Annotated in this window: 26 protein-coding genes; 18 read left to right on the forward strand and 8 right to left on the reverse strand. The window is 53.8% G+C overall.

Features of this window, described 5'->3' with window-relative positions; genetic code table 11:
• Nucleotides 1–2 precede the first annotated feature (2 nt).
• The 6 genes from modA to W02_RS20865 all read left to right on the forward strand — a co-directional run bounded on the left by modA (nt 3) and on the right by W02_RS20865 (nt 4,925).
• Nucleotides 3–764, forward strand: coding sequence for a molybdate ABC transporter substrate-binding protein (modA, locus tag W02_RS20840; protein ID WP_173051226.1), 762 nt, complete (start codon nt 3–5; stop codon nt 762–764).
• A gap of 17 nt (nt 765–781) precedes the next feature.
• On the forward strand, nt 782–1,450 hold the full coding sequence (gene modB, locus W02_RS20845) for a molybdate ABC transporter permease subunit (protein WP_173051227.1): 669 nt from the start codon (nt 782–784) through the stop codon (nt 1,448–1,450).
• Complete coding sequence (gene modC, locus W02_RS20850; RefSeq protein ID WP_173051228.1) at nt 1,447–2,538, forward strand: molybdenum ABC transporter ATP-binding protein; 1,092 nt, start codon at nt 1,447–1,449, stop codon at nt 2,536–2,538. The genes modB and modC overlap by 4 nt, the downstream gene beginning before the upstream one ends.
• 138 nt (nt 2,539–2,676) lie before the next feature.
• Nucleotides 2,677–3,075: a TOBE domain-containing protein gene (locus W02_RS20855; protein ID WP_173051229.1), complete on the forward strand. Its 399-nt coding sequence runs from the start codon at nt 2,677–2,679 to the stop codon at nt 3,073–3,075.
• Nucleotides 3,076–3,452: 377 nt separating this feature from the next.
• Nucleotides 3,453–3,914 carry a hypothetical protein gene (locus W02_RS20860; RefSeq protein ID WP_173051230.1) on the forward strand — a complete coding sequence of 154 codons (462 nt, stop codon included), beginning with the start codon at nt 3,453–3,455 and terminating at the stop codon, nt 3,912–3,914.
• A 264-nt stretch (nt 3,915–4,178) separates the two neighbouring features.
• Nucleotides 4,179–4,925: a response regulator transcription factor gene (locus tag W02_RS20865; protein ID WP_173051231.1), complete on the forward strand. Its 747-nt coding sequence runs from the start codon at nt 4,179–4,181 to the stop codon at nt 4,923–4,925.
• Between the two features lie 110 nt (nt 4,926–5,035).
• Here the strand turns inward: W02_RS20865 and W02_RS20870 are convergent, their stop codons facing one another.
• Nucleotides 5,036–5,407 (reverse strand): PilZ domain-containing protein, encoded by a 372-nt coding sequence (locus tag W02_RS20870; protein ID WP_173051232.1) that lies wholly within the window; start codon nt 5,405–5,407, stop codon nt 5,036–5,038.
• 292 nt (nt 5,408–5,699) lie between these two features.
• Between W02_RS20870 and W02_RS20875 the strand changes: the two genes are divergently transcribed.
• Nucleotides 5,700–6,038 carry a hypothetical protein gene (locus W02_RS20875; RefSeq protein ID WP_173051233.1) on the forward strand — a complete coding sequence of 113 codons (339 nt, stop codon included), beginning with the start codon at nt 5,700–5,702 and terminating at the stop codon, nt 6,036–6,038.
• An 87-nt stretch (nt 6,039–6,125) separates the two neighbouring features.
• On the opposite strand, the gene W02_RS20880 is transcribed toward W02_RS20875, so the two are convergent.
• Both W02_RS20880 and W02_RS20885 read right to left on the reverse strand, forming a co-directional pair.
• Nucleotides 6,126–6,464: a hypothetical protein gene (locus tag W02_RS20880; protein WP_173051234.1), complete on the reverse strand. Its 339-nt coding sequence runs from the start codon at nt 6,462–6,464 to the stop codon at nt 6,126–6,128.
• A gap of 159 nt (nt 6,465–6,623) precedes the next feature.
• A complete protein-coding gene (locus W02_RS20885) occupies nt 6,624–7,124 on the reverse strand; it encodes a response regulator (protein WP_173051235.1) in 501 nt (166 codons plus the stop codon).
• Nucleotides 7,125–7,614: 490 nt separating this feature from the next.
• On the opposite strand from W02_RS20885, the gene W02_RS20890 reads away from it, so the two are divergent.
• A complete protein-coding gene (locus tag W02_RS20890) occupies nt 7,615–8,070 on the forward strand; it encodes a hypothetical protein (protein WP_173051236.1) in 456 nt (151 codons plus the stop codon).
• A 5-nt stretch (nt 8,071–8,075) separates the two neighbouring features.
• On the opposite strand, the gene W02_RS20895 is transcribed toward W02_RS20890, so the two are convergent.
• Nucleotides 8,076–8,573 carry a hypothetical protein gene (locus tag W02_RS20895; RefSeq protein WP_173051237.1) on the reverse strand — a complete coding sequence of 166 codons (498 nt, stop codon included), beginning with the start codon at nt 8,571–8,573 and terminating at the stop codon, nt 8,076–8,078.
• 366 nt (nt 8,574–8,939) lie between these two features.
• Here W02_RS20895 and W02_RS20900 point away from each other — a divergent pair, with 366 nt between their 5' ends.
• The 4 genes from W02_RS20900 to W02_RS20915 all read left to right on the forward strand — a co-directional run bounded on the left by W02_RS20900 (nt 8,940) and on the right by W02_RS20915 (nt 12,227).
• Entirely contained in the window at nt 8,940–9,143 is a 204-nt protein-coding gene (locus W02_RS20900) for a molybdopterin-binding protein (protein ID WP_173051238.1), read from the forward strand.
• A 238-nt stretch (nt 9,144–9,381) separates the two neighbouring features.
• On the forward strand, nt 9,382–10,575 hold the full coding sequence (locus W02_RS20905; protein ID WP_173051239.1) for a substrate-binding domain-containing protein: 1,194 nt from the start codon (nt 9,382–9,384) through the stop codon (nt 10,573–10,575).
• Between the two features lie 553 nt (nt 10,576–11,128).
• Entirely contained in the window at nt 11,129–11,668 is a 540-nt protein-coding gene (locus W02_RS20910) for a hypothetical protein (RefSeq protein ID WP_173051240.1), read from the forward strand.
• Nucleotides 11,669–11,696: 28 nt separating this feature from the next.
• Nucleotides 11,697–12,227 (forward strand): hypothetical protein, encoded by a 531-nt coding sequence (locus tag W02_RS20915; RefSeq protein ID WP_173051241.1) that lies wholly within the window; start codon nt 11,697–11,699, stop codon nt 12,225–12,227.
• Nucleotides 12,228–12,548: 321 nt separating this feature from the next.
• Here the strand turns inward: W02_RS20915 and W02_RS20920 are convergent, their stop codons facing one another.
• From W02_RS20920 to W02_RS20935, 4 genes are all read right to left on the reverse strand, one after another.
• The gene (locus tag W02_RS20920) at nt 12,549–13,367 is read right to left on the reverse strand and encodes a hypothetical protein (RefSeq protein WP_173051242.1); all 819 of its coding nucleotides are present in this window, start codon (nt 13,365–13,367) and stop codon (nt 12,549–12,551) included.
• A gap of 76 nt (nt 13,368–13,443) precedes the next feature.
• Entirely contained in the window at nt 13,444–14,208 is a 765-nt protein-coding gene (locus W02_RS20925; protein WP_173051243.1) for a hypothetical protein, read from the reverse strand.
• 387 nt (nt 14,209–14,595) lie between these two features.
• Complete coding sequence (locus tag W02_RS20930; protein WP_173051244.1) at nt 14,596–14,763, reverse strand: hypothetical protein; 168 nt, start codon at nt 14,761–14,763, stop codon at nt 14,596–14,598.
• Nucleotides 14,726–16,081 (reverse strand): hypothetical protein, encoded by a 1,356-nt coding sequence (locus W02_RS20935; RefSeq protein ID WP_173051245.1) that lies wholly within the window; start codon nt 16,079–16,081, stop codon nt 14,726–14,728. The genes W02_RS20930 and W02_RS20935 overlap by 38 nt, the downstream gene beginning before the upstream one ends.
• Before the next feature lie 410 nt (nt 16,082–16,491).
• On the opposite strand from W02_RS20935, the gene W02_RS20940 reads away from it, so the two are divergent.
• The 6 genes from W02_RS20940 (at nt 16,492) to W02_RS20965 (ending at nt 24,004) form a co-directional block, all read left to right on the forward strand.
• Complete coding sequence (locus tag W02_RS20940; RefSeq protein ID WP_173051246.1) at nt 16,492–17,322, forward strand: FkbM family methyltransferase; 831 nt, start codon at nt 16,492–16,494, stop codon at nt 17,320–17,322.
• Between the two features lie 341 nt (nt 17,323–17,663).
• Nucleotides 17,664–19,010 (forward strand): right-handed parallel beta-helix repeat-containing protein, encoded by a 1,347-nt coding sequence (locus W02_RS20945; RefSeq protein ID WP_173051247.1) that lies wholly within the window; start codon nt 17,664–17,666, stop codon nt 19,008–19,010.
• 377 nt (nt 19,011–19,387) lie between these two features.
• Complete coding sequence (locus tag W02_RS20950; protein WP_173051248.1) at nt 19,388–20,932, forward strand: lipopolysaccharide biosynthesis protein; 1,545 nt, start codon at nt 19,388–19,390, stop codon at nt 20,930–20,932.
• A gap of 40 nt (nt 20,933–20,972) precedes the next feature.
• The gene (locus W02_RS20955; RefSeq protein WP_173051249.1) at nt 20,973–21,692 is read left to right on the forward strand and encodes an FkbM family methyltransferase; all 720 of its coding nucleotides are present in this window, start codon (nt 20,973–20,975) and stop codon (nt 21,690–21,692) included.
• An 8-nt stretch (nt 21,693–21,700) separates the two neighbouring features.
• The gene (locus tag W02_RS20960; RefSeq protein WP_173051250.1) at nt 21,701–23,179 is read left to right on the forward strand and encodes an O-antigen ligase family protein; all 1,479 of its coding nucleotides are present in this window, start codon (nt 21,701–21,703) and stop codon (nt 23,177–23,179) included.
• A 9-nt stretch (nt 23,180–23,188) separates the two neighbouring features.
• On the forward strand, nt 23,189–24,004 hold the full coding sequence (locus W02_RS20965; protein ID WP_173051251.1) for a glycosyltransferase family 2 protein: 816 nt from the start codon (nt 23,189–23,191) through the stop codon (nt 24,002–24,004).
• The last annotated feature ends 6 nt before the right edge of the window (nt 24,005–24,010 follow it).

The raw sequence follows: 24,010 nt of genomic DNA on the forward strand, positions 1-24,010 counted from the left end.
TCATGAGGAAACATCTTTTAATTGTCTGCCTGAGTGCCGTGGTCACCGTATTCCTCGCCGCTCACGGAGCTTCCGCCGGCCAGGTGCAGGTGGCGGTCGCAGCCAATTTCGTGCCGGCGTTTAAGGACATCGCGGCGGAGTTTGAAAAAGCGTCCGGTCATTCGGTCCAGACCACTTCTGGATCGAGTGGAAAGTTTTATGCTCAGATCAAGAACGGCGCGCCGTTTGAAGTATTCTTTTCTGCCGATGATGAGCGGCCGAAGCTGCTCGAAGACGAAGGACTTGGCGTGAAGGGGACACGTTTCACCTATGCGATCGGGCGATTGGTCCTCTGGAGTCAAGACGCCTCGCTCGTGACCGGAGAAGAGACATTGAAGGCCGGAAAATTCAAACACTTGGCGATCGCCAATCCCAAGACCGCTCCCTATGGCACCGCTGCGATGCAAGCGCTTACAAAGTTGGGGCTGTGGGATGGACTTCAATCCAAACTTGTCATGGGTGAAAACCTTGGACAGACGAGCGGATTTCTCGAGTCCGGCAATGCCGAACTCGGCTTCCTCGCGCTCTCGCAAGTGATGGACGATAAGCTCAAGGGAAAGGGAAGCCGGTGGGATGTCCCCGCACACCTTCACGAACCCATTAAGCAGGATGCCGTTCTATTGACGACCGGTGAGAAGAATCCGGCTGCAAAAGCGCTGTTGGAGTTCATCCAAAATGAAAAGGGCCGGGCCATTATCGAGCGGTTTGGGTATGCACTGAAGTAGCAACGAAAATTGAACTGATGCTCAACGATCTCGACCTCAGTGCGCTTTGGGTGACGTTACGCCTTGCAGGCATGACGGTTCTCGTCCTGCTGATCGTGGGCACCCCTATCGCCTGGTGGTTGGCGCACACGCGATCGCGGTGGCGCACGGTCGTCGAAGCCGTCGTCGCGCTCCCGATCGTGTTGCCGCCGACTGTGCTGGGATTTTATATCCTCGTGGCACTTGGACCCTATGGGCCGATCGGACGGTTGACCGGAGTGACATTCGCATTCACGTTTTGGGGATTGGTCGTCGCCTCCGCATTCTACTCGATGCCGTTTGTCGTTCAACCGCTTCACGCGGCCTTCGAAGCAATCGGGAGGGCTCCGTTGGAGGCAGCATGGTCGTTGCGTGCTTCTCCGTTCGACGCATTTGTCACCGTCGCGTCTCCGATGGCACTTCGGGGATATATATCCGGGATCGTCTTGGGATTTGCACACACCATGGGGGAATTCGGAGTCGTGCTCATGGTCGGCGGATCCATTCCCGGGAAAACACGGGTCCTGTCCACGACAGTCTTCGATCATGTTGAGGTCATGGAATATCAACAGGCCCACGTGCTGTCCGCAGCTATGCTGATCTTCTCGTTTCTCGTCCTGTTAGGTGTCTATATCGTGAACAGAAAATTTCCCATTCATGTGTCATGAACCGCTTGACCGCGCGGTTTGACCTATCCTATCCGGCTTTTCAGCTGCATGCTCAAGTGGACGTGCCGGCGGTCGGCGTATTGGCACTGTTTGGTCCCTCGGGATCCGGCAAGACCACGCTCGTACGCTGTCTCGCTGGGTTGGAGCGGGCGCCGAACGGATTCATGAAGCTTGGCGATGATGTCTGGCAGGATGAGTCACGTTGCCTCTATAGACCTCTGCATCAGCGCCGGATTGGTTACGTGTTTCAAGATGCACGATTGTTCCCTCACCTGAGCGTCCGAGGCAACCTCGCATATGGCATGAAGAGAACTCCTTCTCAAGAGCGCAAAGTCTCTTGGGAACAAGTGATCGATATCTTGGGGATCGAGTATCTGTTGGAGCGGCGTCCACATAAACTGTCCGGGGGTGAACAACAGCGGATTGCGATCGGGCGGGCATTGCTCACCAGCCCTCGATTGCTCTTGCTGGACGAACCGCTGTCGTCTTTGGATGCAGAACGAAAACGAGAAGTCCTGCCGTTCATTCAGCGGCTCTACAAGGAGCTGAAGATTCCCATCATCTATGTCAGCCATTCGATCAATGAAATCCTGCAACTGGCACAACAGGTCGCGCTTCTTCAAAATGGATCAATTGCAGCGATCGGTCCGATCAACGAGGTATTTTCTCGGCTCGATCTGCATGAGAGTATAGAGCGAAGGCACATTGGCGCGGTCATCGATGTTGAAGTGGCTGAACATGAACCGTCATTCGGGCTCACGCGCGTCGCCTTCAAGCACCACTCGCTCTATATTCCTCTTCAAACACGAGGAACCGGAGACCCATTGCGCATCCACATCCTTTCAAGCGACGTGACCCTCGTCCGCTGCATGGCGTCGCTTGCGACGAGCGCCCTCAATATGTTGGATGCGGTGGTCGTGGAGACGAAAGAAGCGGATCAGACGACGGTCGATGTGCTCCTTGACGTCGGGTGCCCTTTGGTGGCCACAGTCACAAAGAAATCACTCCTCAATCTTGACATACAGCCGGGACAACGTCTCTGCGCGCATATCAAATCGGTCGCTCTTATCGAGGACCTGACAGATTGATGCAGCCAAGCCGGCTTGATGGATCTCATGTGCCAAAAGGCAGTGTCGAGCCTATTGCCATTGTATAGTTGACAGATATGTGAACAATTATTTAGTGTCCGCCGTACCAGACGTCAGCTACTGACGCTTTGCCCCGCTATGCCAAAAGCTTACAAGCGCCACACGGATGTCCTGACGGCCAAAGAGGCAGCCAAATACGTTCGCCTCACCCTCGCCACGTTTTACCGGTATATTTGGGAAGGGAAGATCGAAGCGCCGAAAATCGGCGGGCGGTATAGGTTCAAGAAAGCTCTCCTGGACCGATGGCTTGGGAAAAAGAGATCCGGCACGGAAGACATGAGCGGGAGGAACAAGCTGGTGGGGAAGATTACGGGTATCAAACGGGATACCATTATGGCTCAAGTCGATTTAGACATCGGGTCCCATAAGATCACAGCCGTCATCACGCGCGATGCACTCGATGAACTTGGCCTTGGCATCGGGGATACTGCGATGGCGCTCGTGAAGGCCACGGAGGTCATGGTCGTCAAGGATTAGCAGGGAAATGCTCAGTATCCCTACTATTAATTGTTTGTTAAAGATTCGCCCTAACGCTTGACCCATTACATCGATTGGCGTACAACGTGATCATCACTGGCCTTGCCATGATGGCCCGACGGCTGGGAGCACGTGAAATGCCTATGCCAGATCAAAAGCATCATCGATACACGGCCAGCCCCTCACAGTCTGATCCTCCTGCTCGCTATTCTTCACTCATCTGAATCGCATTCTCTCTTCGCGCCGCAGTCTGGTTCCGTACCGCGTCAAAGAACATCCGGTACATTTGAAAGAGGCGTGAGGAGAACGCTTGTCAGGTCGTTGCCCTGCGTCAAACGGCGCGGCAACTCCGATGGCAGTAAGTGAAGGAGCAGCGTATGGGACTTTTGGCGCAGATGTCAGTTTCCTGGAAATCCTCCAGGCTCCATAGGCTTGAGAAAACTATTGCCCCTCCGCATCAACGGGTCTCACTGATCGTGGCAGAACTTATGTGTGTGTTGGAGCAGGGAGGGTTGACTGAAAAGGACCGTGCATTTGAAGAGTTTGTGGACTTGTGCGAATCGGACGAAGGCATACGACGGATCATGGAGGCCGAACGGTTGACTCGTCGTGATCTCAAAGGCATCGTCGTCTGTTTGATGGCGCGCGGGCTCGGGGAATGGATCAAGGGGCACTACGTCGCATTGTCTACTATTGCCTATGCCGAACCGCTTCAATATTTTCTTCGCGCTGAACGGCGCGGAGTTCATCCACAGCGTGTATTGCGGAATCTCCTCGACTATTGGGAAGGGAGAATTTCCCCTCAAGAGTTACTCGGGCACCTGCCGGCGGATATCTGATCTTCGGGGTGTTCTGCAGCCCAACCGACAGGGCGCCAACCCCCATATCGATGAATTTTGATAATCGGCGTCACCGTTGTCGTGCGCGCTCCGATCATAGCCTGCCTCAACAAACGCTCCTGCTGTCCGCTCTTTGGCAAAACACTTAGCTGAATTTAACGAAGTGTTAACGGTTGGAAGGGAATTCCATATTGAACAGGGAAGTCATTAAGGAGACAGTAGGAAACAACAATCAGAGGTCGCCGAGGGTCTCAATCAAGAAAGATGATTTCCTACAGAACAACCGTGCTGCTCGGTCAAGGAGACCAGGGCATTCTTCGTCAGCTGAGTTCCTGTCTTGATCGTGAGGGCTTTAGAATTCTGACGGCCGGGAACGGGCATGACGCGCTCCACACCGCGTTGGCAAGACATCCGGACTTGATTATTCTCGATGTCCTGCTCTCGAAGTTTGACGGCCTGGATGTATGCCGGCAACTCCGCTCGTCCAATCACATGCGCACCGTTCCCATTATCATGCTGACGACACCGGCGCGCGAATGGGAAGTCGTCAAGGCGCTGGAAATTGGGGCGGACGATTATGTGCGAAAGCCGGTTAACGCGAAAATCCTCATGGCGCGAATCAACTCGCTGTTCGGGCGCATCGGCCGTACCGGCACGCGGGGAGGGGAGAGCCGCTACAATTACGGCTCGATCAGCGTCAATCTTTTGCGGCACGAAGTGATGATGGATGGCCGGGAAGTCGTGTTGACCGCGAAGGAATTCGGTTTGTTGGAACATTTAATCCGAAATCCGGGAAAGGTCCTCACGAGAGATTTCTTGCTGAACGCGATTTGGGGATACAATTACTACGGCACGACGAGGACGGTCGATGTACACATCCGGCGAATCAAACAGAAGCTCCCCTGTTTGAGCACGGCCATCCGGTCGATCAAATGCTTCGGATATGAATTGAGAGCTCAGTTCGAAGTCGATGGGACGACTTTGCCGGTGCCGGATGGTCCGACGCGATGAGACGGCTGGGATCGACACGTCATCGGGGTCTCGCCTGCTGAACAGACGCGATTGTCCGTATGAACTCGATCGACATGGTGAGGACCGTTTGGTCTCGGGCATTCGGCCCATCAGGACCGTTTCGCCGTCGATTCGAAGGCAGGCACTGAAATGACTGCTACATCTTCCTCTTGAGCCTCACGAAGAACCTCGACGACCTTGCTCAGCCGCATCTTCATGCTTTCCGCCAGCAGGGGAAAACTGACTCCGAAGTATTCTCCTCCTGTCCATCGTACATTGGCTTGCTCGACATCGATGGGATCGATTGCATCAGGAAGCCAAAGCTTGAGCCTGATGCGCATGCCCGGAACAAAGTGAATCGGCCCCTTGATCCTGCAACCCGACAACGACAGATCCGTCAATACACCTTTTCCTTCTCCTCTGGCATATCGATATTCGACTTGCCGATGCACAAATACTCTGGGACGAATCCGCTTGGCCATTGTACCCCCCGTTGACTCGCTCACTGTCCTACAGAAATATAGCATCTAAATTGAACGGAAGACCCTCAGTTCTTCTCTAATGTGGGACAAAATGCTCCTTTTATGCTTTGGGTGGCCTTCTCCCTGACTTTTGGCGTCCCAATGGCGATCAGCTCAAGCGTTCAAACCAGGCCGCTCGTATCTGATGCAAAGGCCGGTTCTCAGCAAAGAATGTACAATTCTTCGGATGCATGAGACATATAGGGGGTCTGGTGTGAGACCTTCCGCCGACGGAGAATCCAGAATGCAAAACATGACGCGACAGCTTGTCAACGTGTTTTTTGCAGGATGGGTCATGTGGGTCGAGAGCGGATCGTTTCTTGACTTCCGAGACAAGCAAACGCGGTGGTCGATCTACGACGCGTATGAAGGCCGCGATGAATGCCGTGCCGAAATGCGTGAACTTATCGATTCAATTAAGGAGGCAGCCATCAAACGCGGAGAAAAAGTCTCCAATTCCGAACGGTATGCTTTGGTTTTCGAGAAGACGGGAGGAAGCCAGACTGCCCGCTATTACTGCTTGCCGTCGGACACGGATCCGCGTATCCAAACTCCTGCCATGCAAGACAATCCCCGTAGCGCTTCCAGATAGTCAGTAACTACCGAAATCACCTAAGTATTTCGTGTCGCATCATCAGAAATGCAGTGCGAGTCCGCCTACTGGATGATGCGCGTTGGCTCAAGACTTTGAAGGTGCCCAGAATACTGTCAGGGGCAACAGCAGCGCTTCCATCACTGCGTAGCTTGTACCACAGACCACCATGACCACAGTGAAGAGGCGGTCATACCCATTGGAGGTCGTCGTAAAGGTCGCGCACGCAAGATAAATGGCATATCCCAAAAGAAAGACGTTCACGAAGACCAGCGTCAAACCGAATACCACCACAAGCTGGCTAAACCCGTCCACAGAGGCCAGGCGTCGCTGGAAGTGTCCCGTGGCTATTTGATAGAGGCGGTAGGGAATGCCAATTACCGCAATCGGCACAAGAAACACGAAGAATACGGACAGGGCAAGCATGATCGCGAGACTATCGCGGCTTCGTGCCGCTGCCTATTCCGCGTTTGCATGGTTTGGACGGGGCGCATATAACACCTTAGAGAGAGAGGATAGGACGGTTAGAGTCTGTTCGTGAAGTGATCGCCCGGAAGGATTGAGAAGGTTCTAATGGATGGAACGTCAGTCTACCCAACCATCAAGCTCCTTAGCCCGCTCGGGGGCCTGTTTTTGCAGATCGGCCTCCTTGGTCGGTGGACCTTGCAGCGCATGACGCAATGTATCTTTCAGTTCTTGCTGCTCGAATGGTTTCGGCACAAATGGCACGGTCCCCCGGCGAATGCCGTACCCTGCCAGGTCCTTGTCGATATTTCCCGACATCAGCACAATACGAAGCGTCTCACGTATCTGGAGCGCACGTGATGCCAATTCGTGCCCGTGCACATGCGGGAATTCGTTATTGCCGGATGAGATCGAGAAGGTTGGCGCCGGGAGGATCAGATCCGTGAGCAAAATATCGATCGGAGACGGATGTGTCTTGCAAATCTTCAAGGCTTCGGCGCTTCCGGTGGCGGTCAACACCTGAAAGCCGGCAGGTTCCAACATGGCCTGGATCAACCGCACGATCGTACTCTCGTCATCGACGACCAGAATCGTGGGGTGTGGGGAAGTTGTCGCTGTCATGTATCCTCCATGCATCGGGCTCGAGAGACTGGGCCATCCGTGGTCAGAGCGTTCTCTTGAAAAGATCGTTGGAAAAGTGCACGACATCTCTGCGTGCAAAGAGTCTCTCAAGAAAGTCTCATGGCGGCTCCGTTCGTACAAACAATATTCGAAATGTTGCGCCGCCTTCCGCGCCGCGGATTTGACATGGACGTGCCCCTCATGACGATGTAGCCTGAGCCCACGAAGACATCTGTGAGATATATTATGAGAAGGGCCAACTGGCTTCCTCATGAAGCCCCCGTTCATGAGGAATGGTGAGCAACTGCAAGCCTGAGATCTCGGCGGCTGGCGCCCGTTGGCCCGTAAAAACGTGCGGACCATTGGGAACGATCTCCGGGATAACTTGCAGGCAATATCTGCCGTGCGGCATGAAAATAGTTTTACGACCAGACCGAAGCGATTCCATTGTAAGATACCGCCGGATGATTCCGGTGCAGGAGGAGCAAGCATGCGCGGAAAAGGGGCGAGGGCTGTTGTCAGGAAGGGGGGGCGGCTGGTCGTGATCGGTTTCCTGACTCTACAGATAGCGATGCCGGCTCATGCAGCCGGTTCTAAACAAGGGAAACCACACATCACCGCCGATGGGACCAAGTTCGAGCGAGGAGTTCATGCGCTCGATGGAATGGACTGTCGGGACTGTGTGTTCCATGACGTGACGCTAACCTATTCGGGTGGGGTGGTGCATCTCGTGAATCCCCGGTTCGAAGGAAATGTATCGGTGGAGTTCAAAGGACCGGCCCAAAATACTCGTGACCTGTTGCAGTTCATCGAGGCCATGGCCACTACCATGCCTCCTCGCAGTCAGTTTGAATCGAAAATGACCTCGAAGGTGGTGATCGGCAAGAACAAACGCAGTGGAAATCTGATCCTCAACGCCTCGCCAAAAGGCAAGAGCGTCCAATAGCCGGGTTATGACTCCTCGCGCATGATTGTGCAACCGCCTGGGTCGGGCGGTTGAACCACCAGTTGTGCGACCGTGACCAGTCGTTGCATTTCCGGCCAGTCGTCACAGAGAACGGCTTCGTCAAAACTCTCCAAAATAATAGATCGAACTGTCTTGTCTACATTCGGCTGAAGCTCGGCAATGATATCCATGGCCTCGCGCATGTTGCGCAATTGATCTTCGAGAAACGAAGCAGGCGGTTTCGTGCAGGCAAAACAGCGAAGGGTGAAATGTTCTTCCCACCACCATTGGGAGCTTCCGCACAGCGAACAGAGAGCCGGACATTGAAGGATTGCAGATGTGTGGACAATACGATTGCGGCGGTTTGCCCGGACGATATAGGAGGGGCTGGAATCGTTCGACTGATCTTTGACGACCGATCCCAAGATGATGCCGATCGCCGAACATCCGACCGTCCAGATTAAGACGACGCGCCCGCTTTCAATATGCGGGAAATCGTGCATAGGCCATCTCCGGATTGTCTGACTCAACCGTTCCCGGCTACTCCGCCGCGTGTGGTCGCTACCATGGTGCGGCCGTACATTCCGAGCAGCTCCCACATGCGTGTCCGCTCAAAGCTTCTCGTGGTCGCCGGGCATACAGAACATACGCTGCTCATGTGTATAGAGGATGCGGAGGCTATGGAGTCAAGGGTTTTGGAGTTCTTTGACGAAGAATTAACCTGCCGGAGTATCTCGTGGAGATCTGAATCACACTAGTGGAAAATTCTCACACAACTGGCATCCTATTCTTGCGCGATACTGCTACCTTCACATCATACGGGATTTGGCACATCGCCATCCGGTCAACCATTCAAAGAGGAGGACATCATGAAACTCAGCGCACGCAACCAGTATCAGGGCAATGTCACGCATATCAAGGAAGGTGCGGCTATGGCGGAGGTGACCGTCAAAGTCGGCAACTTGGAGTTTGTGGCGGCCATCACGGAAGGCTCCGTCAAGAGCATGGGTTTGAAGACCGGCGATTCAGTGACCGTCGCTGTCAAAGCGACCGAGGTGATGGTCGGTAAGTAATAGGGATTTGGTTCGACGTCCCGGCGGCGAACGACGCGTCCTCATACGTTTGCCGCCGATCGTTTTATCTCTCCAAGTCTTCTTGCGAAGGTGGCGTGTCCATCGTCCTCTCATTCGGCGCCATTCCTCGGGCGCATCTGCATAAGGTGTGTGAAATCGTCAACAAATCTCTGCGCTCACGAAACGTGTCCGGTATATTTGACATTACACGTCGATCTCTGTTACCCACTCGCAATCCATGAGTGAAAATAATAAAGCCGAACCGGCCAGCAACGTCGAAAATCGGTTGAAAAATCTCCGAACGGCCAAAAATCTGTCCCAAGGTGATTTGGCACGAATGGCAAGGCTCACGCGGCAGGCCGTCTATGCGATCGAAACTGGCCGTTACCTTCCCACGACCGCCGTCGCACTCAGGTTGGCCAAATCTCTCCAATGCAGGGTCGAAGATATATTCTCTCTCATTTCGGATGGAGAGGTCATCGAAGGAGAGTTAGTGGGATCGCCAGTGACGGATGTGCGAGCTCGTGTGAAGGTAGCGAAGATTGGTTCACGGATCGTCGTACGGCCTTTGTCCGAATTGGGCGATGTGTTGAGCTTAACGGTCCCTGCTGACGGGTTGTTGCTCGGTTCCGTTCCAGGATCTCGGTCCGGAGTCCGTCGGACGAAGAATCAAGTTCAAGTCGAGTTGTTACGGGATCATCGGTTCATCGAAGACGAGATCATCGTCGCCGGTTGCGATCCAGCCATCTTTCTCGTCGGAGAATATGTGCGAAGACGTCACGACCGGTCATCGGTCGTGGGATGGACGATGGGGAGCATGGCCGCCCTTGATGCAGTCAAGCGCAGGGAAGTTCATGTGGCCGGCCTTCACGTTCAGGACGCCCGTTCCGGAGAATGGAACTTACCCTATCTGAGAAAGCATTTGGCCACGGGTGAATTCACGATCGTTACGTTTGCTCGGTGGGAAGCCGGCTTAATGGTTCGCAAATCCAACCCAAAACGAATCCGTGACATCGCCGATTTGGTTCGCAAAGACGTCACCGTCGTGAATCGAGAATCCGGCTCCGGTGCCCGTGAGCTTCTCGACCGCCGCTTGCGAGGCGTTGACATCAGGCCTCAACAGGTTCGAGGCTATGAACATGTCGTCACGTCCCATATGGAGGTTGCCCGGCGTATCGTAGAAGGGGTGGCCGATGCAGGGATCGGGCTACGATCTCTGTCTCGACTGTATGGGCTCGATTTTATTCCGCTTCAAGATGAACGATATGATCTTGTGATTCCAACAAGGCTGCTCGCGGAACACTCGGGGCTAACGGCCTTTTTCGACACCATTGTCAGCCGTGTGTTTCGGTCAGAGATTGAGTCGCTCGGCGGTTACGACACGCGAGAGACCGGGACGATACGCGAGCTTCGCACTCATTCCCGAACATAGTCCGCCCGCATAGTCTTCTCCTTACGCTGAACGTCACCCGCCTGTCGAATCGTATTTTCCAAACGCGCCTTGTCCTCTCATGTTCGGTGCCATCTCTCTGCTCAGATGGCCTATGATTGTGTGCTAGATGAAATATGTATACTTGACATTTTGTAAAGTATACAGTAAATCACTATGCATGACTTTGTCCGGAACGCGATCAACCTTAGCTACGGTGAACCATGGAAGAAATCACGCAGACCAGACCGCGTGTTAGTCGATTGGCGATACGGGCCTGTCCTTCTTGTCAGCACGAGACGCTCGTTTCGAATGGCGCTTTTTGGAAGTGTGAAGTATGCGAGTACGCCGTGGCCTCCCTGGCGCTGACGAAGGATCTACAATTGTCGGGCGACCTTCCCTCGGTTGCACGCCACGCCACGCCGTATCGTCCAGCCCCGCGAATGGCGGTCTCCGCGCGTTCACGAAGTTTCCGAGAACACCTCCTGGGACTGTTGCGGAGCATGTTCAAACCGGAGACGTCCACGGACTATGAAATGGCTCGAGGAGGCTCATTATGGTCACGATGATCAAGGTCGAGAAGCCGCCTGCGACACTACCGCTGACAACCAGTGTCGGACCAAAGACGGTAAACCGCATCGCTGGAACCATACTCGCGACGGGGACTCCTCCCCACGAGGTGCTTCACGTAAGAACGGATGAGGGAGCGTCATTGGACTTACGTATCGACCGAGGAACCAGTGCACCTGCACTTCGTCGTTTTTTTGCAGTGGGACAACGGGTCATGGTCGCCGTGGACGCCGCTGAAGTGAAACTGCACGTTCCATATCCCCAGACTGAGAATCGATGCAATGAATGGTCCGCGAGAGTTGTTTTGGTAGAGCGGGAACGTTCATCGGTGACAGTCAAGATTCTTGGTCAACAGGTTACCCTAAAGAGCACGAGTATCGATCCCTCGGCCATCCGTCCGTTGCGAGTGTGGGATTCGACGAAGATCAGCATTGCCCCGGAAGCCGTACACGTGACGCCGTTAGGGACGTGTTCGCGACTGCGTAGACGGTTATTAACCGAGCAAACAACGGAACGCACGCGCTAAACACGCCTGCTTGTCATGAGAGGGCCTCATGGTAGCGAGATTTTCATATCTCATCGCGATGGCGGTTGGTACGGCTTGTTCGGGCTGTGTATCGACCGGTGATCTCATGTCTGTGCGTCAAGATGTGCAAAAAGAGATGCAGGAGATGCGGTCCAAGTATGATCGATCACTATCGGATAACGAGGCCAAACGGAAAACAATGGAAGAACTTCAGTTGCGTCTTTCAAAAGATATAGACGCGCAGGGAAAAACGCTGGCGTCGCTGGCCACGACGACCCGCGATCTGCAATCAAGACATGAGATGTTGCTAAAAGAACGCGCTTCAGGTCAGAACAGCCATGCATTGGTACGTGACGCGATGTTGCGGGCCTTGAAAACAGAGCAAACCGACTTGGAGCAGCGTCTGAAAAAGACAGCCGAATATATCAGGGAGTTGGAGCAAACCGACGCAAGTGGTCAGCCTGGCAAGACTATTTCGAATACTTCTCTCGCACCTGAGCGATCGGATCACACCTCTGGAGAAGAGAAGCCTGCAACAGATTCAAAACCTGCAAAATAGGTCGACCTCACGAGCGCTATGGCGGAGTGCCCACCACCGTAGCAGCTCGTGCCTCCAGCGGGGATGCTGCCGACCGACCCGTCTCCGCTAGTCTGAACAGGGAGCACGACCCGTGCTCCCTGTTTCTTCAGAGTCAGTCCTGCCATCTGCATCATCCCTCAAAGAGTGAATAACAGATATGATCTCGTCGTTTGCCGATTTGAATAAGTCGGCGCAAAGCGAAAATATCTGCTGTCTTGACGTCCGGGAACAGGGGGAGAGGAGTCATGCCTCTCCCCGAGACCGTTTCATCATGATGGTTTCATCAACCGAATGAGCGTTTCAGATGTCTGAACGCTCATTATTGGATCTCCTCTCCATCATTTGCATGGACGCGGGTTGGTTAGCGCCGCGGTGGCGTTGGGCGATCCCGGCCAAGCCGATCAAGCCGGTGCCGAAGAGAATGAGGGCGGCGGGGGCGGGCACGGGCTGCAATTCGCAGCCGGGGGTGCCGCAAATGCTGAGCAAGCCGTTGGAGGCCAAGAGAGCCCGGCCGACGTCGCTGAGCACGTTGAAGTCAGTGCCGACGCGGGCCTGGCCCTTGATCATGGTGAGGACCTGATCGAAGAGGCCCTGTTGTTGGGCGCTGGTGAAGGTGCCGCTGAGCGTGCCGCCGACGCCGAAACTGCTGGTGTAGGAGGCCGGATCGGTGGCGGGGAGCACGGCTTCGGTGCCGGGCCCCGTGGCCAAGCCCAGGGCATTGCGCCAGCCCGACATGCCGGAGTTCACGGCGACGACGCCGGTATTGTATTGGCCGGCGGCGATCTCGGCCGAGGTGAACGCCGAAGCCGTATTGATGAAGGTGTTGAGCTGGGTGGTGCCTTGTCCGCTGAGCAGCGACCAGCGCGCGGGCTCGGAGCCGGCCGTCACGGTCAGGGGATTGAGCGGACTGCCGCTGAGATCGATATCGACGCGGGGGCCGGCCAGCACGGTCGAAGCCGGGCCGAGGTTGCGGTAGTACTCCTGGGAATTGGCGTAGATCGCCAGGACCAGATCACCGGAGTTAAATTCGAGGGCCGCGGCCTCCACGGCGCTGAGAGCGGCGAGACCGGTGACGAAGGCGGAGAGGGTTTTCAAGCTGTGTGTCCAGGTGCGTGTCATAGTCGGAGATTCCTTTCTCTGGGTGGAGAGTTCTGAGCAGATAAATGTGTGTGTCATCGTTGATATCCGGCTCACGTTAGGCGGCCGAGTTCACGGCCGTCGGCCGGCCGGTGGCCGTGGAGTTGGCGCGGCGTTTTTTCATCCAGGCGTAGCCGACGCCGAGGAGGCCGGTGCTGTAGAGGTACACCGCAGCCGGAAGGGCGACAGGAGCCGGGCCGGCATCGACGACTTTGCCCTGCAGGAAGAACGTGCTGGGATCGCCACCGCCGTGGCTGCCGCTGGACGAGGAGTTCCAATCCCGGCGCTGATTGTCGTAGCCGCCCTTCTCTTGCCAGGAGCTGTGGTGGGACTGCTCATGGCGCCAGTGGCGGGATTTGCCGGAGCGGGGCGACTCCATCGCGGAGTCTTTCAAGAGGTTCTTCCAGGAGATGGAGAACTCCGTGGTCTCGGGATTGTAGAGGCCGGTGGCCTGCCCGCCGATATTCCACAGGCGCAGTTCGCCGCCGTGCTTCTGTGCCAGGAACAGCGAGGATAAGTCGACGGAGATGGAGGAGCCGTGAATGGTGGCGGATGGAGCGGCGGCCCCCAGCACGTTGCTGGTGAGCAGACTGTACTGGCCGTGCTTGCTATCGCCGATCTCGCCCCACGACTGATACTGGCCCAGGGTGAGCGAGCCCTCCTGATTGAACGCGCGCTCGATGGCGCGTTCCTGTTTGAAATTCCCGTTGACGGCGCCGCCGGTGAAATCCAGTTGGGTCACGAGTGCGGCGTGGGCAAAGTCAAGCCCTCCGCCCAGGACACCTGCCAGTACACCGGACAGCACCAATACTCCCTTACGCATAGGTCACATCCTTTCCATCGGCCACCACGCATCTGCAGAGGCCGACTGCTGATTGTTAGTGAGATGAACAATCCTACGCTTTCTGCCTTTCGCTGCGTGTTACCACAACTTCAAATGAGGTCGTCGAGACCGCTGAATGCAGGGAAATTAGTGCATTTCGAGGGGGAAAACGGCAAAGCTGACGAAGGACAAACGAGCGGGGTCAATCAGCCGTCGCAGAGTTCACATGAAATTCACCAAGAGATATGTGAATGACTGCACGGGCAATCAGGAAAAATCCGTGAACGCTTTCCAAGGCGGCGTGGACGATTGGTGTCAAACGTGTCCGGCCATGATCGGCCGTAAAGGGAAGATGCTATCCGAATTGCTGAAGGAGAGGCGTGCAGGTTATTCCAATTCCTCCTGTTCCGTCAGTGCGGCAATCACGCTCAAAAGAGGAATGACCAAAAGAAAAAGCACGAGCAGGATTGCTGTCGTGAATATTTCCCATATCCGTTTGATGATCGTGCCCTCTGGATTACGTGAGGCCGGGTCGATAACAGAACTGTTGATCATGGGGTCCTCCTCCTGCCAAGGCCCATCGTGAGGTAGTCTGTTCGGATTCCGCGCGTAAGCGGATGCAGATCCAATCTGCATATGACGAATTCATGTAGGTGAAGCTCGAGACGCCGGGTGGTGTCACGCTCACTGTCGTCCACGACGGCTGCAAAGACGAAGAAACGTCGATGCGATGCGAAAAGGTGCCGGTGAGTTGGTCGATCCATCGAAGTTCGAATCCGTAGGGAGCCAATGAAAAGTGTGCAGTTGGACCAACAGGAGCAGGGTCGGTCTGGACAGCCGTCGTGCCGCCGTTTTGTGCCGGTGCCGTCGTTGCGGTGATCTCGACGGGGTCGAAACAGAACTGCCGGTCCATTGGACTGGAAGCGATTGCCCAGAGCGAGACGGCCGGGCCGGCCTCTTCTCTGATACGCAAGCAGACCCAGGTGGCATCGATCGCCAGCGGGTAGTCAAATGTCGTGTCTGTAGGAGGCAATACGGCCAACACCGTCCATCCCGCCGAGGTGGAACTGCTGATCTCTATGCGGTGAACAATGGAAGAGGAAGAAACCGCGGGAGCCCAGCTCAATCGGAAGCCGGGGGGAATCAGCGTCAACTTCACGGCTTGAGGTTCAGACATGACCGTGGACGCCACAATGGCCTGATCATTGACCGGTACGCGAACCGGCGCATAACAGAATTGTCTGTCACTGGGACCGCTGTCTTGTGCCCAATCGGACACGATAGCGCCGACCTCACCGCGGATTCGATAACAGACCCACTCCGCTTGGGCGAGCTGATATGAAGAAAATCTTGTGGCGCTGGATGGGAATATTCCAACAAGGGACCAGGAAGGCTGGAGAGAGTTTGAAATCTCGATGCGATGCGGAACCGCAGGGGTATTAGGATCGATCCAGGTCAGTTGAAAGCCCAAGGTATTTATTGTCAACCGGACAGAGGTCGGATCAGACAGACGGACAGGCGGTGGAAGGTCGGTCAGTCCCGAGAGTTCGAAGGAAATGACGGGAGACAGGCTGCTTTCATTGTTGCTCGTGTCGTAGGCAGTGACCGCGCTGAACCAATTGCCGTTGGTTGCAATCTGGGCGTCGGAGCACTTGATGCTGGTGCGGTTGCCGAGATCTTTGACTTGATTTAATTGACTGGCCAAACGGCCCGAGTACAAACGGTATCCCGCAAGGTCGGGTTCGGTATTCGCATTCCAGGATATCTGACAATCCTGGTAAAGAGGGGAGGCGACAGCCACAGTTATGGTCCCCAATCCCTGTAAGGAGAGGACGATCGTATAAGCGATGATTCGACGTAATGCAGCAACCATCAAAGCATCGCTTTTCGAACCATGGGAAATCAATACCCGCGCTGTTAATTGCGGGCAACACCATAGCGCAACCCCTTTGGTTACTGGTTACGTCTGTCCCTAGATCGTGTTAACAAATCGTCAAATAATATGAAGACGTCAGGTTTTGCTTAAGGAGAGACTGTGGCACAGGGGCCCATCTGCCTCCCGCCTCCTTTTTTGCAATTCCGTAACACAAACTTGTAGGTCATGGACCTGCTTCTCGACGTGAGGTCGAGGTATATTGTTTTTTTAATCGAAACCCCAGATTGGGTCAGGCAGTATGTCCTTCACCCAGCGCAACGCAAGATGCATGGGACGTGATGCCATCGGTAGGAGCAGCCCACAGTCGAAATGAGGCAGGAAACGCTGTGAAACTACGACGGAGACTCGTGCGAAGTCTTTTAGCGAGAACCTATGCACTCCGTTTGAGAGCATCTCTTCTCCGTTGCCATAAAAACAAACCTACGGTCATTCATTCAAGAATTAACGGACATGCTCTGTTGGTGCTCGCAAACGAAGATGTCGGTCGCGCAATACATTTTGGCGGTTCTTACGAGACGAATGAAACTGAATATCTTCGCAAGATGATACGTTCTGATGCCGTATGCGTTGACGTTGGAGCCAACGTTGGATACTACACCATGCTCATGGCACAGACAGCTAGTGGGGGGAGTGTTCATGCCTTTGAACCTATCGCCCTTAATGCTGCGTTATTGCGCGCCACTATTGAACTAAATGGCATGAGCAATGTTCGTATTAACCAATGTGCCTTGGGAAATTCTATCGGGGTTGTCTCATTCTCACAATCTTCCGATAGTGCATACTCGTCAATTCATGATACTCAACGTAAGCCGCTCGAGCGTACTCTGACGGTTCCAGTCACGACATTAGACAGTTATCTTGAACGTGAAGGCGTAAAGCGAGTGGATATTTTAAAAGCTGACGTTGAGGGTGCAGAAGGTTTAGTCGTGGCAGGAGCGTCCAGGTTGCTGAGTGATGAAACAAGAAGGCCGCACATAGTTTTACTGGAGTTGTTTGATCAGAATCTCCAAGCGTTTGGCAGTTCTGTCAAGACGGTTATAGAGGACATGCAGCGCTTCGCGTATCGACCGTTTGTCATAACCGACAAAGCAAGATTGGTTCAGTACAGTGATGAGTCGAAGGCACATTATTACAATGTCTTGTTTCTTCCAACCACGATGAAGACGCTCACTAATTAATTATGGAGTCGAACCTCTCCTCTTCTTTCTTTTTCCTTCGCGTGGCCACGCTGAGTCTTGCCATCACGGTCCTCTTCATGCCGAAGATAGGAACGGCAGCCACTGTTTATATCAACCCTACATGCAGCAACAACGGCGATGGAACAATGAAGGATCCCTGTGCCGGGTCACGCGGCGCGCCAGGGCCTCGTAACACCTGGACGGGATTAACTTGGATCCCCGGGAATACCTATGCGGGACAAGGTGGAACGATTTCCAATCTCACGGATTTTATCGTCGAAGCCAGCGGGACGTCAGGGAACCCGATCACCATCACAAGCTATGGAAGGGGGCGACATGTCTTGAATGGAAATGATTCTTATGCCATCGCGTTCATCAACCGGTCATATGTCATCTTTGATAATGTTGAAGTTCGGAGCAACACTCAGCACGGTATCTATTTTGCGAATACTGCCTCATCCAGCAACCTCGTCATTCAAAATTGTCACTTCACTGACATTGTAGGTAACGCCATCCAATTCGGGGAAAGTGGCCGCAACACAGATTTCGATAACGTCACGATCGTCAACAACAAGTTCGACAGTATCGGCGGGGGAGGAATTGTCAACGCTCCGATTGATGTCGGCTCAGCGCAAAACTGGAACAACCTCACCATCGCCAACAACACCTTCACCAACATGGGAACATCATCGGCCAACAGCGCCATTGATTTTTTGATGTCCGCAGGAACGTCCGCCACAATGACGAATCTGACCATTACCGGAAATGTCATCAGCCAAACGAATGTAGGGGAAACTACAACCGCAGTTCCATCCATCCGTCTGGTGAGAAGCCCCATGGGATCAGCAGCCGAAAATCGATTTTCCAATGTCGATATCAGCGACAACACGATTACGACGACCGATATGGGAATGATTTTCCTTGCCCATGCAATGTCGCCCGCCCGCATTGCGAATAACGCGATTTATAACCTCGCCTCGAATGCGGCGGTTGCGGTGTTTTACAGCGATGGTGTTGAGGTGTCAGGAAATACAATTCGCAACATCGCGCCTCTCGCCGTGTCGAAGTACATCGACGGCGCGGGACTGGATTTGGAAGTGAACAGCAATTTATCGGTGCATGGCAATACGATCACGGGGAATCTCGGTCATGCCAGTCAGGTCAATTCAGGGCAAGGCATCTATATCTATAATGACAAAGGCTCGCTGGTGTTCAGCAACCTTCTGGTGGGGAACAAGCTCGGCATCATGTCGGATGCAGGCGTCAGTATGACGACGTTCGCCAACAACACCATCGTCAATTCCAGTAAATACGGAATCTGGGCGTCGCCCTTTGCAAACTATGGGCATTGGTTCGTCAATAACATCATCACGGGTTCAGGCGAGTATGGCATCCTCACCGCGGGTGTGACAGACCAGAAGTTGACCACCAATCTGTTTTTTGGGAATAGGTCCGGGAACTATGGAAAGCAGATCGGCGGCGTGTCCGATTTGACAGTTGACCCGCTTTACATAGGCCCTGGAAACTTTGAACTCCAGGCAGCTTCTCCTGCCATTCGTGCTGGAACGTGGTGGGGACCTCCCTGTGTTGACCTACGGGGACGCTCATGTTTCCAGGGACGAATGGCTCTCGGCGTCTACCAACCGTCTCAGTACCTGACTAACCCAAGTGGTCTGACAGTTCGTTAAGGGCTGGGCGAATGTCACTCTTAACAATTAGTTAACACAAACTTGACGAAACGATTTGCACGGAACGACCGGGAGCCGGTAGGGTATGGTCCATCGGATGGACAGTGGGCATTCCGTGCGCTCGGTCTAGGATGTAGGGGAGCCCTTTTACTAAGGGCGAGGTAAGCAAGGTCCGGTGTCAGATACTGCGAATCAATGAAGCTTCTCCAAGCCGTCCCACACGATTTGCTCGAAGCAGTTTCACATCGTGTGAGTGACGCAATATCAATAAAATCCCATCCATAGCATGACAAAGTCGTTGCGGATTGCGCTGCGGCAATGTGGAAGTGTCATCCGGGTTAGTCCAGCATTGATAGCGGCGTATTAAATGCCCAGTTATGATTCTGAAACGTCATATCTTCACGAGCGCCACTTCCTCAGTGGCTCAGGTCGTCATAAGCGGCATCTCGCTCCTTCTGCTGTACAGGTTCCTTCTCGAAACGATTGGCATCGCGCAGTTGGGGATCTGGTCGTTGGTGCTGGCGATTAGTTCAACCGTGCAGGCCGCGAATTTCGGCTTGACGGGAACCATCGTGAAGACCATCGCAGATTATGATGCACGCCAGGACCGCCGTTCAATGGCGGGTGCGGTGCAGACGGCCTCCATTTCCGTGGCAGTCTTGAGCCTCATGGTTCTCGGCTGCGCATACGGGGGCGCCAAATATTACTTTGCTTTCGCCATGGATCCGCCGGCCTATCAACAAGCCCTCGATCTGCTGCCGTTCGCGTTACTGGCGTTCTGGATCTCAATGGTGACAGGCATCTACCAATCCGGCCTGTATGGATGCCAACTCATTGCGCAAAGCAATATCATCCTAATCCTCGATTCCATTGGCTATCTTTGCCTCTGTCTCTACCTTGCACCCCGGTACGGTCTTGCCGGGATCGCCTACGGGCGCGTTATTCAGAACGTTGCTACCCTTCTGATTTCCGTTGCAGTCCTGAAGCGGCATCTTCCGCACCTGCCGTTGCTGCCGCGCCGCTGGGATAAGAACCTCTTCAAAGAAATGTTGGGGTATGCGACGGCATTTCAGTTTATTTCATTGATGACGATGTTGGCCGATCCCGTGACCAAAGCATTTCTTGGAAGATTCGGGACAATGTCCACGGTGGGTTATTTTGAGATGGCGAGCAGGCTCGTTCAGCAATGTCGCGCGCTGATGGTGGGAGCAAATCAAGTTCTCGTTCCGACATTCGCTCATATCAAGCAACTTGAGCCGCACAGAATTGCCTCTCTGTATCTCAATTCCTACCATGTCACGTTCTATCTTTCCCTCACGGGTTTTGGTCTGCTTGCGATCTGCGCTCCCCTCATCTCGGATGTATGGATCGGGAAGTACGAGCCATTTTTTGTTTGGTCGGTCATCGTGCTGTGTGTGGGATGGTTCGCGAACACGCTTTCCCTCCCAGCCTGTTACGCGTGCATAGGAACCGGCATGATACGCTTCAATGTCGTTTCGCACCTGGTCATGACCCTGATGAACCTCCTTTTGTCCGTTGCGCTGGGCTGGTGGTTGGGCGGATTGGGAGTTGTCCTCTCGTGGGGGTGCGCCCTCGTCGTTGGAAGCGCCTGCCTACTCCTTCTCTTCGCCAGAGCAAAGCGGATTCCCGCTACCAGTTTGCTTCCTCATTCCCACAAAGTCCTGGTTTGCTATTGCCTCGCGGGGGTCATGTTTACCTATGCGATTTGGGCCGGTCTTCAAGGGGGAACAGCATCATCCCCGTTCCTGAGAAATATTTCACCGGTTGGACATTCGTTAGTCCTGGACGGGGCGATGATTCTCGTCTACGCCGCTTTCATGATCATCCCCGTGTGGAGCCATCCGGTACGAAAAGACCTTCAACGGTGGGTTCAGGAAGCATTCATGGCCGTGAAGTCCTAGAAGCAGATCCGTGATGCGACGGGAGTATAAGGCACGATAGATGTTGCGCTCATCGGTCAAAGCGTGCTTGCGCAAATGGGGATACGTTGTATCGCGCTACGATTTTCGATTGGATCCGCTCGCGGTGCGGGAACGGCTGTTCGAGACCCGGGGCATCGATCTTGTCTATGACATCGGAGCGAATGTGGGGCAATTCGCCCTGGAACTACGACGGTCTGGCTATCGGGGAAGGATTATTTCGTTTGAACCTCTCGAGTCCGCTTTTCATACGCTTTCGGAAACTGCCGAGAGCGACCCGCGTTGGGAAGCCTGCAATTATGCCTTAGGAGATCAGGACAGCACTGCGGAAATCAATGTCGCTCGGAACTCGTGGAGCAGCTCGCTCCTCAGCATCCTTCCAATTCATGTGAGCGCCGCCCCTCACTCGGCCTATGTCGGCACGCAGACGGTCAGGGTCAGAACGCTCGATTCCGTATTTTGGACGTATTGCAAACCAGAGGATCGTGTATTCATCAAAATCGATACACAAGGATTTGCCAAGAACGTATTGGTAGGAAGCGAGCATACCCTTGAAAGGGTCGATGGCTTACAGATTGAGATGTCCCTAGTTCCACTCTATGAAGGCGAGCCGCTAATCGATGAACTGATCTCGTTCCTTCGTGGCAAAGGATTCACATTGGCGTATGTGTCTCCAGAATTTTTTGACGAACGTACGGGTCAGCAGTTGCAGGTTAATGGCTTGTTCCTTCGTCTCGGATGAATAAGACCATGCCGTACTTGCCTTATATTGGAGCCATCGTCGGGTTGATGGCGTTCTTGTTTTTGTCGCCCCGAATCAAGGTATTCATCGCATTTTTTGTGATGACCTCGTGCTTCGATTTGGTCCCAAGCCTTGTGTTCAACAAAAACGTCTGGGATTTCGGCGCGGTTCTTCTCGCGATCGCTTGGGTTCAACTATTGTTATCCAAGCCGAAGATTTCACCCCGGACAACGAGCTATGTCGCCCTCATCCAAGTCTTCATAGGATGGATGGTGGTCTGCGTGCTCTGGTCGCTCTTGTTCTATAACTACCCTCTGCTGAATACGCTCAAAGCTTGCCGCCAAATGATCATTGGATTCCTGTCTTTTTTCGTGTTCCAACGACTGTTTCGAAACGACCCGGATTCGTTCGATTTTTTCATGAAGGCTCTCTATTGGACGACTTACGCTCTTTTGCCCGTGAGCCTGCTGGGATACCTCGTGAACAAGCCGCTGCTCTTCGGATTGCAAACCGAATATGGCGGGGTTATTCGGTCGCTGCCAGTTTTTCTTCCAATTGGACTCATGCATTTTTGGATCATCACATCAAGATTGCTGTCCGCCGAGAAGGTGAGAGCACATGAGTTGCTGTATGTAGGGATGGTGATCGGCGTCACCGCCCTGACATTCACTCGTGGAATCTATTTAACGGTAATGTTTGTCTTTTGCGTGATGCTCGTCACATTGACGTCCAGGAAAAAATTGAATTTTGCCGCGGCCACCTCGTTCATGACCATCGGCGTCGTTTTAGCAGTTGTTCTCGTGTTGGGGGGATATGCCAATCGGGTTGTGGAACGTTTCAATAGCGCAGTGGACCTTGTTTCAGGAGGAAAGCGCGCTGTAAGCGAACGCAATGACGATACTTATACGGGCCGAATAGCCTTAGCCAAAGAGAGAGTGGCTCTGGTCGCTCAACACAATCCCTTCGTCGGATATGGATTTATTCATGAGGACGATGTGCCGGACGCGTTGAGATCCAAATTGAAGTACGGCTCAGTGGTTTACACGCCTGAATATGTGGATTTGTACCGTATGGGATATCCCTACATGCTCGCCCTGCATAGTGCAGACATCGGTTGGGCCGACATCGTTATCGATACGGGGATTTTTGGACTCATCCTATGGATACTGTTTTTTGCGTTCTTCGTCAGAGAATACTACTACACAGCCCGGCGTACGCAGAAACTACTGTACTATGCCCAACTCGGGTTGTTCCTTCAAACGCTCGTCGGTGCCCTGTTGATGTTCGAAAGCAATACCTTCGTCAGTCTTGTCCAAATTGCTTCCTTTATGCTGGCTGGATGTTGGTATTGCTCTCAGGGACGAGTTTGGAACGATGTAAAGAATTCTCAGTCCGATGGCAGACCAATGCCAGGCAGATCATTCGGCAGGGTCATTTCTATTCCGCAACGCGCCGGGACTTCGGGAAGAATACAGCCTGCAGTATAGTAACCAACCATGCCGTCCACTACTTCCAAGCCAAAGTTGACGATTCTCACTCCGTCCTTCAATCAAGGCCGATATATCGAGCAAACCATTGATTCTGTGCGGGTACAAGATTATGGGCCCGTCGAACACATTGTGATCGATGGAGGCTCGACGGATGGCACGGTCGATCTCCTGCGGCGCTATCCGCACGTGAATTGGATTTCAGAAGCGGATCGAGGGCAGGCTGATGCGCTGAACAAGGGTCTCGCACGGGCGACAGGTGACATCATTGGGTGGATCAATTCCGACGACTACTACGAGCCGAACATCTTTACCTCGGTGATGCAGTGTTTCGAGGACCCCGTCGTGATGTGGGTAGTGGGGAATCTCACGTATGTGCGGGAAGGAGCCGGAGAGATGACACCCGATAAAAGCCCGCCGGTCAGCTTCAACCTGCTCATGCACAATCCCGATATTGTCCGTCAGGCACCTGTCTTTTATCGAAAGTCTTTTGTTGAACAAGCCGGAGGATGGAATTGCGATTATTTCATGGCAATGGATTTTGACCTGTGGACCCGGCTGGCCAAACTATCACCCCCACGAATGGTCGACAGGAACTGGGCCTATTTTCGAATTCACCCTAACCAAAAGACTTCTCATGCCAATGTCATCCGCCAGAAAAAAGAAATCGTGACAATTCTGAGACGCGAACGAGCGCACTGGAGCTTAATTGCCTCGCTTTTCCTGCGCAAGCGATGGTATTGGGCGAAGGGACTTGTCAAAGAGTACCTCATAGCTGCCGGTCTCCACGGCAAGGTTTCCCCAACGAAGACCAATACGACATAAGCTGAA

This window comes from Nitrospira sp. KM1, from assembly GCF_011405515.1.
Taxonomy (GTDB): domain Bacteria; phylum Nitrospirota; class Nitrospiria; order Nitrospirales; family Nitrospiraceae; genus Nitrospira_C.